Below are 13,743 nucleotides of genomic sequence, written 5' to 3' on the forward strand. Positions count from 1 at the left end.
CGCGCCGGTGCGCCAGCACCGGCGCGGCGTCGCGCGGTCGGCGCCGATTCGATCCCGCGTCGCGCCCGCCGCGCCACCGGGATAACACCCATCTAGCCGCGCGTCGGCGGCGTCGATATACCTTCAGGAACGGATTCGTCCGTGCGCGCGAGATTATGGCGCGGGGGGATTTTATTCAAACGGAAATGCGGCCAATATGTCGGTTTAATGGAGTCCGTCGTACGCGGCGGCGAGCCGGCGCACGATACCAACGCCAAGCGGGGAACAACAATGGTTGCAAGGTCACCCGACGCAAACGGGACGACGGCGCCCGAGATGCCGTACGTGTCCGTCACCGCCCCCGAGGCCGGACGCAAGCTGTTCGTGATCATGCGTTCGCCGGACGAGTCGTTGCTGGCGCAACTGCGCCAGCTCGGCTGGGAGATCTCGGTCGCGAAGACGGCGGGCGCCGCGCAGAACATGACGTCCGGCGTGAACGTCGCCGCGGGGCTCATCGACTTCACCGGCTTCACGTCGCGCGACTATCCCGCGCTGAAGGCGTGCCTGAGCCAGCCGGCGATCGGCTGGATCTCCGTCGCGCAGGGCGGCAGCCTGATCAGCGCGGCCGTGCGCGAACTGATTCGCAGCTACTGTTTCGACTACGTGACGCTGCCGTTGCCGCATGAATGGATTTCGCACGTGCTCGGTCACGCGCGCGGGATGGCCGCGCTCGATCGCGTCGACGGCGCGGCGTACGCGGCGTCGATCGGCGAGCACGGGATGATCGGCAACTGCGAGGCGATGCAGCAGCTGTTCAGCACGATCCGCAAGGTCGCGAAGACCGATGCGAGCGTGTTCATCTCCGGCGAATCCGGCACCGGCAAGGAACTCACCGCGCTCGCGATCCACGAGCGTTCGGTGCGCGGCAAGGGGCCGTTCGTCGCGATCAACTGCGGCGCGATTCCGCATCACCTGCTGCAGTCGGAACTGTTCGGCTACGAGCGCGGCGCATTCACCGGCGCGAACCAGCGGCGCGCGGGCCGGATCGAATCCGCGCACGGCGGCACGCTGTTTCTCGACGAAATCGGCGACATGCCGGTCGAAAGCCAGGCGAGCCTGCTGCGCTTCCTGCAGGAAGGGAAGATCGAGCGGCTTGGCGGCCAGGAGTCGGTCCCGGTCGACGTGCGGATCATCTCGGCGACGCACGTCGATCTCGACGGTGCGGTCGAAGCCGGGCGCTTCCGCGCGGATCTCTATCACCGGCTCTGCGTGCTGCGCATTCACGAGCCGCCGCTGCGCGCGCGCGGCAAGGACATCGAAATCCTCGCGCACTACGTGCTGCAAAAGTACAAGGCCGACAGCGGCCGGAAGATCAGCGGCTTCACGTCGGCGGCGCTCGATGCGATGCGCCGCTACGAATGGCCCGGCAACGTGCGCGAGCTGATCAATCGTGTGCGCCGCGCGATCGTGATGGCCGAGAGCCGGCTGCTGACGCCGCACGATCTCGGGCTCGACACGCCGGGCGAAACGGAGCCGGTCACGCTCGAACAGGCGCGCGCGCTCGCCGAGCGCACCGCGATCGAAAACGCGCTGCTGCGCAACGATCACCGGATCAACAAGGCCGCCGCCGAGCTCGGCATTTCGCGCGTCACGCTGTACCGGATGATGATCGAGCACGGGCTCAACGATCACGACAACAACGGCGACAACGGCGGGAAGGACGGCGTGCCGCCCGGCGACGAGGATCATCAACGGGTCGGCTGAATCGCGGCCGCGAAGCGTGCGCGGCCGGCCGCGCGCGGGTGCCCGCACCCATGTAAAGGACGTGAAACGTTTCGCGTCGGCGCACGCGTGAATCCGGCCGGCAAACGCGGGCCGGAGTGTGACACGCGCGCCGGCAAAATTTTCCGTATCGTTCGCACGCCTTGTGCCGCAATGCGTTGCCGCTGCACGGCTGAAGCCGCTCGCGCAGCGCGTGTTTCAGTTTCGCAACTTCCCGCGCGTGCCGCCCGTTCCGGTTCCGTTCCCGTCCGATGAAACCCTTGTGCCGACGGCCTCGCGCGAAGCTGGCCCGCTCCTTGCGAATAAGACCATGCGAAAGTCGACGACGTGGCGTCCGGCCGGTTTCGCAGTGAAGCAGGGGAGGGCCGGCAAGGGCGCAGTCCGCGGGGATGTCCGGGCGGGAGCGCGGCAACACGACCGCGTGCCGCCCGGCATGGACCGTCGTCGTCGGATCGTCGGAGCGCCGGCATCGTCCGGTTGCCGAAACAAGGATCAGACCGAAACGGGGTAGAAAAATGAACGATCGCCATACGCCGCGGCCGGCAGGCCGCGATCGCAATGACTCGACGCATCGCCGGTCGACCGAACGCCTTGCAGCCGGCCGGCATGCTTCCACAGGCCATCTCTGCGCGCCCGGTGCGAGGCGGATCCGGTTGATTCCCGGTCATCCGCGCCGGCCCGGCGCCTTTGCGCCAGCCAGCACGATCCGCAAGGGCATGTGTACCCGGGCACCGGTTCCCCGGCGCCCGGTCTTCGCATATTGACGCTTCATCGACGGTTGCGCGCGGCGCGATCCATGCGCGGTCCGTTTGCAATCCGAAGGAACGGCGATTGCTCGCCGCCATCCCGCGGACGATGCAGCCGGCGCGTTGCCGCCCGATGAGCATCGGCGAGCAGCGGCAACGCGAACCGGCCGCGCACGACGGGCGTCGCGCCCGTACGCGCGTGTGGCCGCTTCAGCTGCCGTAGATGTCGAAGTCGAAGTACTTCGACGCGAGCCGCTTGTACGTGCCGTCCTTGACCATGTCGAGGATCGCGCGATCGATCTTCGCCTTCAGGTCCGTGTCTTCCTTGCGCAGCCCGATGCCGGCGCCGATGCCGAGCACCTTTTCGTCGACGAGCTCCGGCCCGACGAACTGATAGCCGGCGCCGCGCGGCGACTTCAGGAACCCGATCGCGGCCTGCACCTCGTCCTGCAGCGCGGCGTCGAGCCGGCCCGCCGTGAGATCCGCGTACACGCCGTCCTGGTTCTGGTACGACACGACGTTCGCGCCTTGCTTCGCCCAGTACGCCTTCGCATACGCTTCCTGCGTCGTGCCCTGCTCGACGCCGATCGACTTGCCCTTCAGCGATTCGGCCGTCGGCTGCAGCGGCGAGCCCTTCTTCACGACGAGCCGCGTCGGCTGGTTGTAAATCTTCGTCGTGAAGCCGATCTGCTCCGCGCGCTGCGGCGTGATCGACATCGACGACAGCACCGCGTCGAACTTCTTGGCCTTCAGCGCGGGGATCATCCCGTCGAAATCGTTCTCGAGCCACACGCACTTGGCTTTCAGCCGCGCGCAGATCTCGTTGCCGAGGTCGATGTCGAAGCCGACGAGCTTGCCGTCGGGTGCCTTCGATTCGAACGGCGCATAGCTGGCGTCGGTGCCGAAGCGCAGCGTGGTCCAGTCCTTCGCGACGGCGGGGCCTGCGGCGACGGCGAGCAGGGCGATCGAAGCGGCGGCAATCAGTCTCTTCATGGTGCGTTCCTTGGCGTGGTCATTCCGGTTCGGGGCGACTCGGTTGGCGCGGGCGGGTGCCGCGTGTCGGCGCCGTCCGTACGGCCATTAACGCAGAAAATAAAATCGCAGTCCATAATGGACAAAAAATATCGATGCATCGGATGCAATCACCGAACGCAGGGTGCCGACCCTTGCAAAAATACGAAAATGGACTAATCTTGTTAGTAAATTCGTTTCGAGACTAACGATCATGTCACAGCCCGCGTTCAATCCGCATTCCGCCCCGCGGCAGGCGTCGGTCGCGCAGATGTCGGCGGCCGGCCTGCGCGCGTTTTTCAACATCGCGCGCGACTGGGAGCTGACGGTCGACGAACAGATCGTGCTGCTCGGCTCGCCCGGCCGCTCGACGTTCTTCAAGTGGAAGGCCGCGCCCGAATCGGCCCGCCTGCCGCGCGATACGCTCGAGCGGCTATCGCTGCTGCTCGGCATCTACAAGGCGCTGCAGATCCTGCTGCCGCAGCCGTCGGCCGCCGACACGTGGGTCAAGCGTCCCAACGACGCGGCGCCGTTCGGCGGCAAGCGCGCGCTCGACCGGATGCTGGCCGGCAATGTCGGCGACCTGGTCGCCGTGCGTCAATATCTCGACGCGATGCGGGGTGGCTGGGCGTGACGATGCGGACCGAAACGCAACACTGGCCCACGACCGTCGTCGACTGGGCACCTGCCTACCGTGTAATTCCTACCCGTTTTCCTGCCATCAACCTGTTCGACCGCGTCGCGTCGGCCGACGATTTCGACGCGCTCTACGCGCTCGAATCGCTGACCAACGACCGCATTCGCAACGAAGTCGGCACGCTCGAACTCGTGCCGCCGGCCGAACGCCGCTACGGCCCGGGCTGGGGGCCGATCATGGCCGCGTTCACGCACCTGAATCCGCAGGGCAGCCGCTTTTCCGACGGCAGCTACGGCGTGTTCTATTGCGCGCGTTCGCGCGCTACCGCGATCGCCGAAACGCGTTATCACAGCGGGCTGTTCCTGGCCGCGACGAAAGAAGCGCCGACGCGTCAGCAGATGCGGCTCTACACGGTGTTCGCGCAAGGCGACGTGGCCGACGTGCGCACGTGGCCGCAGCGCAATCCCGCGCTGCTCGATCCGCTCGACTACAGCGCGGGCCAGGCGCTCGGCCGCGCGGTGCGCCAGGCCGGCGGCGCGGGCATCGTCTATCCGTCGGTGCGCGACCCGCACGGCGAATGTCTCGCGGCGTTTCGCACGACGCTGCTGCGCGACTGTCATCACGCGGCTTATCTCGAATACAACTGGAACGGCTCCGCGATCGATGCGGTGTTCGAACTGAACCAGGTCGGGTAGGGGCGTGCCCGCGGTCGGCGCCGACGGCGTCAGGGCAGCGGCAGGTCGCCGGCATGGCGTGCGCGTGCGTCGGCCTGCGTGAGCGACCACGTATCGCCGGTGCGCGGTTCGACGATCGTCAGGTATCCGGAAGGTGCGAATGCCCCCGTATCGATGAACCATTGCGCGCCGATGCGCTGCGGTGTGCGCACGGGTGTGTGGCCGGTGCAGGTCAGCGACAGTCCGGCTTGCCGGGCCGGATCGACGAGCCCCTGGACGAGATCGCGCCCCCAGATCAGCCGCTCGCGCACGTCGGGCGAATAGCTGCCCGTATCGAGCTCGGCGTCCGTGCCGAAGAACTCCGCATGCAGCACGTTGAAGCGCGCGGCGCCGTCGCCGATCACGCGCACGAGCGGCAGTGCGTCCACGCGTGCCGCATACGCGCGCAGCCGTTCCGGCGGCAGGTCGGCACCCCAGTCGCCGCCGATCCCGCGCCACGCGTCCGGCGGCAGCTTGCCGCGCGACACGAGGCTCAGCACCTCTTCGTGATTGCCTCGCACGACGTGGCACCACGGGCGGTCGAGCAGCTCGAGCGCCGTTTCCGACGCGGGGCCGCGGTCGACGAGATCGCCGACTGAAAACAGCCGGTCGCGCGCGGGATCGAAGCGCACGTCGTGCAGCAGCGCGCGCAGCACGTCCACGCAGCCGTGCAGGTCGCCGACGACGAAGTCGCGGCCGGCCGTGTTCGCGGGATGGCGGCAGAGGGATGCGCTCATCCCGATATCTTAGGCGCTCGTAGCCATCGCAACGTCATGCGGGAATGGCGATAATCGGGGCGGTACGCGCCGGCGTGGCGTCGCGGGGAGTATGTGCGCCGGCCAGACCCTTTCCATCCGCTTTCGGAATGACACGATGACGTTTTATCCGCAGGTATTACGCAACCGGCCGCGCCTCGTCTCGGCCGCCGTCGCGGGCGTGCTATGCGCGGTGCTGCTGCCGATTTCGCTACATCCGGCCGCACGCGCGCTGATCGGCTGGGATTGCGCGATCTGGCTGTATCTCGCCTTGATGTGGGGACGCATGATCACCGCGCATCGTCACAAGGTGCGCGAAGTCGCGATCCGCGAGGACGAAAGCGCGACCGCGGTGCTGACCGTCGTGTGCGTGGCGACCGTCGCGAGCGTGGCCGCGATCGCGATCGAACTCGCGACCGCGAAGAGCGTCGGCTTTCGCCTGGGGCTCGGCCATTACGCGATCACCGGCGCGACGTTGTTCGGCGCATGGTTCCTGATCCCGACGATCTTCACGCTGCACTACGCGCGGCTCTATTACGGTTCGCCTAGCAACGATCGCGCGCTGCGCTTTCCGGATCGCAACCCCGAGCCCGATTACTGGGATTTCCTGTATTTCGCGTTCACGATCGCGGTTGCGTCGCAGACGGCCGACGTGTCGCTTGCCAACCGCTCCGCGCGCCGCGCGGTGCTCGCGCAGTCGATCCTGTCGTTCTACTTCAACATGGCCGTGCTCGGCCTGTCGATCAACGTCGCGGCGGGTTTGCTCAGTTGACGCGGCTTACTCGAGCAGGTCGTACGGGCCGCCGCGCTCGAGCGCGCGGCGGAAGGCCGGGCGCGCGTGAATCGTTGCGAGAACGCGCGCGATCGCGGGATGCTTGCCGCCGTCGTCGCGCGCCGTTGCGGCTTCGAGCGGGAAGCTCATCGGGATGTCGGCCGTGCTGAAGCCGTCGCCGACGAACCAGCCCATGCGTTCCAGCGTGTCGTCGATATAGCCGAGATGCAGCGCGATCTGCGGATCGACGAAACGCGACTGCAGTGTCGCGGCGATCCTGCGTGCGACGGGCCGCGCGAAGAACGGCATCGGCGCGTATGCGAGTCGCAACGCGACCCGCTTCAGCAGCAGCGGCGGCATCCGTCGAACCTTCCGCATCGTGCAGCGGGTCGTGTAGTCGTGCCGCTCATGCGGCGCGCCGCACCGCGATCCACGCCCCCCAGAACAGGCTCGAGAAAAAGCGCAGCGGCGCATCGAAGCCCGCTTCGCGCAGCAACGCGAAGACGGTCTCCTCGGCGGCCGGCGGATCGGCGCCCTGCAGAATCTTCGCGAGTTGCGCACGCACGGCGTCGGGCGTGGCGCCTTTCATGCGCCAGCGCTGCTGCCACGCGTCGAGCAGGCGAGGGTGGTCCGCATAGTGGCGGTAGTTGCCCGCGATCACGAGCGGTGCGCCGGGCTTGACGCGCCGTGCGATCGCGTCCAGCAGCGCGGCCTTCGCGTCGTCGCCGGGCACGTGATGCAGCACGCCGATCAGCGTCGCGCCGTCGAAGGCCGGCGCGTCGGGCAGCGCATCGACGCCGGCCTCGATGAATTGCGTGCGTGTGCCGAAACCGGCGGCTTCGACGTTCGCGCGTGCGAGCGCCAGCATCGGCGCGGACGGATCGACCGCCGTGAATTGCCAGCCCGGTGCGAGCGCGGCGGGCACGCAGATCTCCTGCCCGGTGCCGCCGGCGCCCACCACGAGCAGCCGCGCATCGGCCGCCGCGATCGACGACGCCAGCATGCACGCGGCGAGTTCGTGGCACGCGTCGTAGCCGGCCAGCGCGATGCGGGACTGTTCGGCGTACTCGTGCGCGCGTGCCGGATCGAATTTCGCGGCGCTGGCGGGGAGCGACATGGCGAGGTTCCTCGGGTTGGGCGCGGACGGTGTGTCCGCGCATCGCACCGAGCGTAAGCGCGGCCCGCCGGCGCAACAAGGAGAGTGGCCATTCCGGTATGCGGACTACCCGACTCGCCACCGGTCGTGCGTTGCGGATTGCGGGTAGCGGGTAGCGGGTAGCGGGTAGCGGGTAGCGGGTAGCGGGTAGCGGGTAGCGGGTAGCGGGTAGCGGGTAGCGGGTAGCGGGTAGCGGGTAGCGGGTAGCGGGTAGCGGGTAGCGGGTAGCGGGGTCGATTCGTATTTAAAAATGATGAAATCCGGTGCGTTACGGTTGCCAAACCGGCGCATACTTTTTCCTCTCCCCCTGCCTGGCCGTCGCATGCCGGGCTTCGATGCGCCGCGCGGCCTGCGCGGCCATGCCGCTCGGCACGCACGAGGAGCGCATGATGTCCGATTGTTCGCACGATCCGTACGCGCAGCACTACATGCACTGTCTGCCGTCCGGCGCGCAGCCCTGCAGCGCGCTGCGCGCGACGCCGCGCACCCATTTTCGCGTATGGGCGCCGGGCAGCACGCAGGTCCAGCTCGAACTCGATACCGGCAACGGCCCGACGCTCGTCCCGATGGTGGCGGCCGGCCCGAACTGGTTCGAAGTCTTCGTGGAATGCGGTGCCGGCGCGCGTTACCGTTACCGGCTCGACGACGCCGTGTCGATTCCCGACCCTGCGTCGCGCTCGCAACCGGATGGGCTCAATGGCGCGAGCGAGGTCGTCGATCCGCGCGCGTTCACGTGGCGCAACACGTTCTGGCGTGGGCGCGCGTGGGAGGACATCGCGCTCTACGCGATTCGTCCGCACGCGGTGGGCGGCTTCGACGGCGTGCGCCGCCGGCTGCCGGCGCTGGCACGCCTGGGCGTGACCGCGCTCGAATTGCTCGCGTCGCCGCATGACAGCCTGCCGTTCGCGCCGCTCGCGGCCGACGGCGGCCCCGACGCATTGAAGGCGCTGATCGACGAAGCGCACGGCCATGGCCTCGCCGTGTTGCTGGAGCTCGATTACGCGCGCTTCGGCAGCGGCACCGACGCGCTGCGTCACTATGCGGCGCCGTTCTTCCATATGCGCGATGATCCGCGGCAGCCGCCGCCGCTCGCACTCGACCATCCGGAGGTGTGCGACTTCTTCTGCGACAACGCGCTGTACTGGATCGACGAATACCGCTGCGACGGGCTGCGGCTGCGCGAAGCCGACCGGATCGGCGCGTCGTGGCTGCGCGAGATCGCCGACCGCGTGCGTGCGGCGGTGCCGGCCGACCGGCTCATCCATCTCGTGCTCGGCAGCGAACGTCATCCGGTGCATCTCGCCGATACCCATTTCGATGCGCAGTGGAACGGCTGCGGCGAACGCGCGCTGCATCGGCTGACCGGCGGCGACGCGGCGGCCCACGAAGGCATTTCCGCGCACCAGTCGATCCACACGCTCGCGCGCGCACTGACCGCGACCGGCACCGCGTTCCAGCCGGCCACGTCGGGCGAGGGCGCCTGCGCGGCTGAAGGTTTGTCGCTGACGTCGCTGGTGCTGTCCGACGGCGCATGGCGCGACAGCGAGCTCGGCAGGCACGGCGATCCTGATCCCGATCCGGGCCTCGCGGCGCTCGCGCTGTCGCTGCTCACGCCGCAGATTCCGCTGATCTTCGATGAAACCGCACGCGACGCCGATCGTGCGCATTTCGTGCAATCGGCGCTTGCGGTGCGCGCGAAGCTGATCTCGCCGCGGCTCTCCGATTGCCGGCCGCAGGACGCGCATACGCTGAAGGCTGGCGGCGACGGCGATGCCGACGCGTTGCTCGCATCGTGGCGGCTTGCCGACGATGAGACGCTGACCATCGCATTGAACCTGTCGCCGGACGCGGTGCCGTTCGATGCGCCGCGCGGGCAGGTCGTGTTCGAGACGCCGGCCCGCGCGCGCGACCGTGTCGATGAAGGGGTGTTGCCGCCGTATTCGCTCGTCGCGTGGCTGACGGGCGACGTGAACCGCTATGCACTCACGCACGACGTGCGCCGGATCGACACCGGCGCGTGGCGCGCCATGCGCCCGGACCTGAACGCGTGACGTGCGAAAGCTCGGGCGCTGGGCGCCCGGCCGTCTCTACCAGAAGCTGCGAATTCCTGCGACGCCGTATGCGCCATGCCGGCGCGCGTCGTCGAGATGCGCGCGCGTCATCCCGCCGAGCGCATAGACGGGCATCGTGGCCTGCGCAGCCAATTCGGCGAACCGGGTCCAGCCGAGCGCGGGCGCGCCGGGGTGGCTGAGCGTCGGCAACACCGGCGACAGCGTGACGAAGTCCGCACCGACGCGCGCGGCCAGCGATAGATCGTCAGCGTCATGACACGCGGCCGACACACGGCGCGAGCCCGGCAACGGCCGTTGCGCGGCCGCGCGCAGTGCGACGCCGTCGAGGTGCCATCCGGCGCCTTCCAGCTGCATCACGCCGGCTGCATCGATCGGGCCGTTGAGCATCAGTTGCGCGCCGGCCGTGTCGCACAGCCCGAGCGCATCGGCGGCGAGCCGCGCGAACGCGGCCGCGTCGAACGACTTCACGCGTACCTGCACGAGCGTCTCGCCGCGCGCGAGCACGGCCGACAGGCGATCGAGGAACGCGCGGCAATCGGCCGCCGCCGGCGACGCCGGCTCGGGCGTGATCACGCAGCAACGCGGCAGCGTCGAGTTCATCGCGCGCGGCGCGCGGAAGCCGTCATTCGTCGGCCTCCTTCGCGACCTTCGGATAGACGCGCACCAGCACGATGCGCGGCCCGTTCATCTTCTTCACGACGACGTCGAAGCGGTCGAACGACACGCGCTGCCCTTCGGTCGGCAGATCGCTCAGCGCGTGGATCACCAGACCGCCGACCGATTCCGCGCGCCCTTCGTCGATGTCGATGCCGAGCGCCTGCTCGAGCGACACGACGGGCAGGCTGCCCTTGCCCATCAGCGTGCCGTCGTCGAGGCGGGTCCAGTCGGCGTCGCCCTGGCGGAACTCGTCGTGAATCTGGCCGACCAGCGCGCCGAGCAGGTTGTCGAGCGTCAGGAAGCCGATCGGCTTCGCGCCCTTGTTGCCGACCAGCGCGAAGTGCGGGGCGCCCTTGCGAAAGCGGCGGAACAGCTCCAGCGCCGGCGTATCCGGCTTCACGTACTGGACCGGCCGCACGTAGTCGGACAGATCCTCGAGCGCGGCGCCCGCGTGACGCGCGAGCAGCAGGTCCTTCAGGTGGATCAGCCCGCTCACCTGTTCGCGCGACGCATCCGCGAACAGCGGATAGCGGCTGAAGCGGTGCCGCGCGACGATCTCCATGTTGTCGGGCAGCGGCAGGTCGCGCCGCAGGCCGATCATTTCATGGGCGGGCCGCATCAGGTCCGACACCGTCATCGACGAGAAATCAAGCGAGTGCGCGAGCGTGTTCCACTCGTCGTTGGTGTACGTGCCGCGTGCCGGCTGCGCCGCGTTGCCGGCCGCGCTGCGGCGGCTGCGCAGGATCAGCTTCAGCTCGTCGGTCGAGTAGTGCGCGTCGCCGCCGTGGTCAGCCGACAGCCCCGCGAGCCGCAGCACCGCATTGGCGCTGCTGTTGAGCACCCAGATTGCCGGATACATCGCCCAGTAGAACGCATAGAGCGGCAGCGCGACCCACAGCCCGACCTTCTCCGACTGGCGGATCGCCATCGATTTCGGTGCCAGCTCCCCGACCACGATGTGCAGGAACGAGATCAGCGAGAACGCGAACACGAGCGAGACCAGGTGCACGATGCGCTCGGACTGCACGCCGATCAGGTCGAGCAGCGGGCCGATCAGTTGCGCGAACGCCGGCTCGCCGACCCAGCCGAGGCCGAGCGACGCGAGCGTGATGCCGAGCTGACACGCGGAAAGATACGCGTCCAGCCGGCCGTGGACCAGGGCGAGGATGCGCCCGCGCAGGCCATGCTTGCGGGCGAGTGTCTTGACGCGCGTTGCGCGCAGTTTGACGAGGCCGAATTCGGCTGCGACGAAAAACCCGTTCAGGGCCACCAGGAACAACGCGCCGATGAGCGCGAAGATCTGTAACAAAGAATCGCTCCAGTCATGACAGGCCCATCAGTATAGGGCTGGAAAGGAAAACGTAATGTATCGGCGGCCGATTGCTTACACCGGCGCCTCGCAGGGGACGGAGAGCGTGAGGGTGACGGTCGCGCGGTCGGCGAACGGATCGTGCGTGAACGTGCCGCCGTGCGCGAGCGCGACGCGCTGACACAGCGCGAGCGTCCACGCGATCTTTTTCGCGTCGCGCGTGCGCAGCATCTCGCGGCGCGCGAACGATTCGAACACGTGCGGCAGCGCCGGATCGGCGAGCGCATCGGCGGCGACGCTGCAGGTGACGCGCGCGACACACTGCGCGCCGTCGCGCGTGCAAGCGAACGTCACGCGGGTGCCGGCGGCGCTGGTCTCGACGGCGGTCGTGAGCATGGTCCACAGCGCCTGCGCGATGCGCTGGCGATCGGCCGACAGCGACGGCTCGCCGTCGGGCAGCGTCGCGTCGATGCTCACTTGCCGCGCGTCGGCGAGCGCGACGCGCGCGAGCGCGAGCGTGTCGTCGAGCAGCGGGCGCAGCGCGAACGGCTGCGGCGCGATCGCGAGCGTGCGGGTTTCCGCACGCGGCGCGTCGAGCACGTCGTCGATCAGCGCGACCTGCTGGTCGATCCCCGTGCGGATACCGGCAAGCGCGCGCTGCTGGTTCGGGTCGCCGGCGGCGAGTTGGTGCTCGAGCACGTACGCCCAGCTGTGCATGGCGTTCAGCGGGCTGCGCAGGTCGTGCGATGCGGTGGAAAGGACCTGGTCGCGCAGGAACAGCGCCGCCTGCGCGGCATAGTGCGCTGCGCGTTCGCGCAGCAGGTCGTCGGCGGGGTCGACGGAAAGGGACGTCACGGAGCAGGCCTGTCGGAAGCGATGAACATACGAACCGCCATTATAGGGACAGCGGCGCGTATCAAGCCGGCAGCGCGTCCTCGTCCTTCTTCCGTGCGTCGCCGTTCGGCAGCAGCTGGCAGGCGAGCAGGCCGGCCAGCATCAGCGCGCAGCCGACCAGCGCACGCAGCGTCAGCGTCTCGCCGAGCGCGGCCCAGCCCGCGATGGCCGCGAACACGCCTTCCATGCTGAAGATCACGGCCGCGTGCGCGGGCGCCGCGTCGCGCTGCGCGACGACTTGCAGCGTATAGCCGACGCCGACCGACAGCAGCCCGCCGTACAGCAGCGTCGGCAGCGCGTCGTGCAACGTCGCGACGCTGACAGGTTCGACGAAGAGGCCGACCGCGACGCACAGCACGCCGCACGCGACGAACTGCAGGAACGCGAGCACGAGCGGATCGTGACGCCGCGCGAAATGGCCGACGGCCATCACGTGCGCGGCAATGATGACGGCACCGGCGAGCTGGAACCAGTCGCCGTAGAGCACCGAGAAATGCTCGTCGATGCTGAGAAAATACAGGCCGATCGCCGCGAGCAGCGCGCCGAACCACGTGCCGGCGCCGATCCGGTGACGGACGAACACGCCCATCAGAGGCACGATCACGACGTACAGCGAGCTGATGAAGCCCGCGTTCGCCACGCGCGTGTATTGCAGGCCGAACTGCTGCAGCGAGATCGCCACGGCGAGCAGCCCGCCGAGCGAGAGGCCCGGCAGCAGCAGCGCGGGCGCACGGCGAATCGCCGCGAGCTGTGCGCGCGACGCCAGGTTGAACGTCAGCAGCGGGATCAGCACCAGTGCGCCGAGCAGGAAGCGCAGCCCCGTAAACAGGAACGGGCCGATCACGTCGAGGCTCAGTCGTTGCGCGACGAAAGCCGAACCCCAGATCGCGGCGGCGACGAGCATCAGCAGGTTGGCGCGGAGGTGCTTGCGGGATTCGGGCTTCATTGGAATTGTTCAGAGGATTGCCGGCGGCGAAGCCGCTTAGTTTACGCCGAGATTGCAAGGCTGTCGGCAAACCTTCGCAGCGCGGCCGCCGCACGGGCGTCGCGTACCCGCGAATACAGCACGACCTGCGAGTGCGGCAGCGGCGGCAAGCCGAATTTCGCGCCGACGTCGACCAGCGTGCGCGGTGCGACGCGCCTCGCCAGAGGGCAGACCGCGAGCCCGGCGGCGGCGGCGGCCGTGACCGCCGCGATGCCGCCGCCCGTGAAGCGCTCGCGCCACGGCCGCCCCGCATGGTCGAGCGCGCGCAGCGCGGC

12 protein-coding genes and 2 pseudogenes are annotated in these 13,743 nt (G+C 68.7%); 5 read left to right on the top strand and 9 right to left on the bottom strand.

Annotation, left to right across the window (positions count from 1 at the left end; all coding sequences use genetic code 11):
* Positions 1-270: 270 nt before the first annotated feature.
* Entirely contained in the window at positions 271-1,743 is a 1,473-nt protein-coding gene (locus O1Q03_RS38910) for a sigma-54 dependent transcriptional regulator (RefSeq protein ID WP_269511221.1), read from the top strand.
* Between the two features lie 974 nt (positions 1,744-2,717).
* Here O1Q03_RS38910 and O1Q03_RS38915 read toward each other — a convergent pair.
* Positions 2,718-3,500 (bottom strand): ABC transporter substrate-binding protein, encoded by a 783-nt coding sequence (locus tag O1Q03_RS38915; RefSeq protein ID WP_269511224.1) that lies wholly within the window; start codon positions 3,498-3,500, stop codon positions 2,718-2,720.
* 232 nt (positions 3,501-3,732) lie between these two features.
* On the opposite strand from O1Q03_RS38915, the gene O1Q03_RS38920 reads away from it, so the two are divergent.
* Together O1Q03_RS38920 and O1Q03_RS38925 are read left to right on the top strand one after the other, a co-directional pair.
* Positions 3,733-4,152 (top strand): MbcA/ParS/Xre antitoxin family protein, encoded by a 420-nt coding sequence (locus tag O1Q03_RS38920; protein ID WP_269511227.1) that lies wholly within the window; start codon positions 3,733-3,735, stop codon positions 4,150-4,152.
* Between the two features lie 2 nt (positions 4,153-4,154).
* Positions 4,155-4,850, top strand: a complete 696-nt coding sequence (locus tag O1Q03_RS38925; protein WP_269511229.1) for an RES family NAD+ phosphorylase — start codon at positions 4,155-4,157, stop codon at positions 4,848-4,850.
* 29 nt (positions 4,851-4,879) lie between these two features.
* Here O1Q03_RS38925 and O1Q03_RS38930 read toward each other — a convergent pair whose 3' ends face one another.
* Positions 4,880-5,605, bottom strand: a complete 726-nt coding sequence (locus tag O1Q03_RS38930; protein ID WP_269511232.1) for a metallophosphoesterase — start codon at positions 5,603-5,605, stop codon at positions 4,880-4,882.
* A 136-nt stretch (positions 5,606-5,741) separates the two neighbouring features.
* Here O1Q03_RS38930 and O1Q03_RS38935 point away from each other — a divergent pair, with 136 nt between their 5' ends.
* Positions 5,742-6,395, top strand: coding sequence for a DUF1345 domain-containing protein (locus O1Q03_RS38935; protein WP_269511235.1), 654 nt, complete (start codon positions 5,742-5,744; stop codon positions 6,393-6,395).
* 6 nt (positions 6,396-6,401) lie between these two features.
* Here the strand turns inward: O1Q03_RS38935 and O1Q03_RS38940 are convergent.
* Together O1Q03_RS38940 and O1Q03_RS38945 are read right to left on the bottom strand one after the other, a co-directional pair.
* A pseudogene (locus O1Q03_RS38940) lies at positions 6,402-6,815 on the bottom strand (glutathione binding-like protein); the annotation flags it as partial.
* Positions 6,802-7,512 (bottom strand): class I SAM-dependent methyltransferase, encoded by a 711-nt coding sequence (locus O1Q03_RS38945; RefSeq protein WP_269511238.1) that lies wholly within the window; start codon positions 7,510-7,512, stop codon positions 6,802-6,804. The pseudogene O1Q03_RS38940 and the gene O1Q03_RS38945, both read right to left, overlap by 14 nt.
* A 428-nt stretch (positions 7,513-7,940) precedes the next feature.
* Here O1Q03_RS38945 and O1Q03_RS38950 point away from each other — a divergent pair, with 428 nt between their 5' ends.
* A complete protein-coding gene (locus O1Q03_RS38950) occupies positions 7,941-9,602 on the top strand; it encodes a DUF3459 domain-containing protein (protein WP_269511249.1) in 1,662 nt (553 codons plus the stop codon).
* A gap of 36 nt (positions 9,603-9,638) precedes the next feature.
* Here the strand turns inward: O1Q03_RS38950 and O1Q03_RS38955 are convergent, their stop codons facing one another.
* The 5 genes and pseudogenes from O1Q03_RS38955 to O1Q03_RS38975 all read right to left on the bottom strand — a co-directional run.
* A complete protein-coding gene (locus O1Q03_RS38955) occupies positions 9,639-10,223 on the bottom strand; it encodes a thiamine phosphate synthase (RefSeq protein ID WP_269511241.1) in 585 nt (194 codons plus the stop codon).
* A gap of 22 nt (positions 10,224-10,245) precedes the next feature.
* Complete coding sequence (locus O1Q03_RS38960) at positions 10,246-11,589, bottom strand: hemolysin family protein (protein ID WP_269511243.1); 1,344 nt, start codon at positions 11,587-11,589, stop codon at positions 10,246-10,248.
* Positions 11,590-11,664: 75 nt separating this feature from the next.
* Positions 11,665-12,444, bottom strand: coding sequence for a sensor histidine kinase (locus O1Q03_RS38965; RefSeq protein ID WP_269511245.1), 780 nt, complete (start codon positions 12,442-12,444; stop codon positions 11,665-11,667).
* A gap of 61 nt (positions 12,445-12,505) precedes the next feature.
* Positions 12,506-13,429 (bottom strand): DMT family transporter, encoded by a 924-nt coding sequence (locus tag O1Q03_RS38970; RefSeq protein ID WP_269511247.1) that lies wholly within the window; start codon positions 13,427-13,429, stop codon positions 12,506-12,508.
* A 41-nt stretch (positions 13,430-13,470) separates the two neighbouring features.
* A pseudogene (locus O1Q03_RS38975) lies at positions 13,471-13,743 on the bottom strand (LysR family transcriptional regulator); the annotation flags it as partial.

The sequence above is a fragment of the Burkholderia sp. IMCC1007 genome (assembly GCF_027257875.1).
Classification (GTDB): domain Bacteria; phylum Pseudomonadota; class Gammaproteobacteria; order Burkholderiales; family Burkholderiaceae; genus Burkholderia.

Bases quoted from the DNA above. Each gene is read 5' to 3' on its own strand.
- O1Q03_RS38930 (WP_269511232.1), bottom strand. From the start codon at position 5,605: ATGAGCGCATCCCTCTGCCGCCATCCCGCGAACACGGCCGGCCGCGAC.
- O1Q03_RS38920 (WP_269511227.1), top strand. From the start codon at position 3,733: ATGTCACAGCCCGCGTTCAATCCGCATTCCGCCCCGCGGCAGGCGTCG.
- O1Q03_RS38925 (WP_269511229.1), top strand. From the start codon at position 4,155: ATGCGGACCGAAACGCAACACTGGCCCACGACCGTCGTCGACTGGGCA.
- O1Q03_RS38970 (WP_269511247.1), bottom strand. From the start codon at position 13,429: ATGAAGCCCGAATCCCGCAAGCACCTCCGCGCCAACCTGCTGATGCTC.
- O1Q03_RS38910 (WP_269511221.1), top strand. From the start codon at position 271: ATGGTTGCAAGGTCACCCGACGCAAACGGGACGACGGCGCCCGAGATG.
- O1Q03_RS38915 (WP_269511224.1), bottom strand. From the start codon at position 3,500: ATGAAGAGACTGATTGCCGCCGCTTCGATCGCCCTGCTCGCCGTCGCC.
- O1Q03_RS38955 (WP_269511241.1), bottom strand. From the start codon at position 10,223: ATGAACTCGACGCTGCCGCGTTGCTGCGTGATCACGCCCGAGCCGGCG.
- O1Q03_RS38945 (WP_269511238.1), bottom strand. From the start codon at position 7,512: ATGTCGCTCCCCGCCAGCGCCGCGAAATTCGATCCGGCACGCGCGCAC.
- O1Q03_RS38950 (WP_269511249.1), top strand. From the start codon at position 7,941: ATGTCCGATTGTTCGCACGATCCGTACGCGCAGCACTACATGCACTGT.
- O1Q03_RS38935 (WP_269511235.1), top strand. From the start codon at position 5,742: ATGACGTTTTATCCGCAGGTATTACGCAACCGGCCGCGCCTCGTCTCG.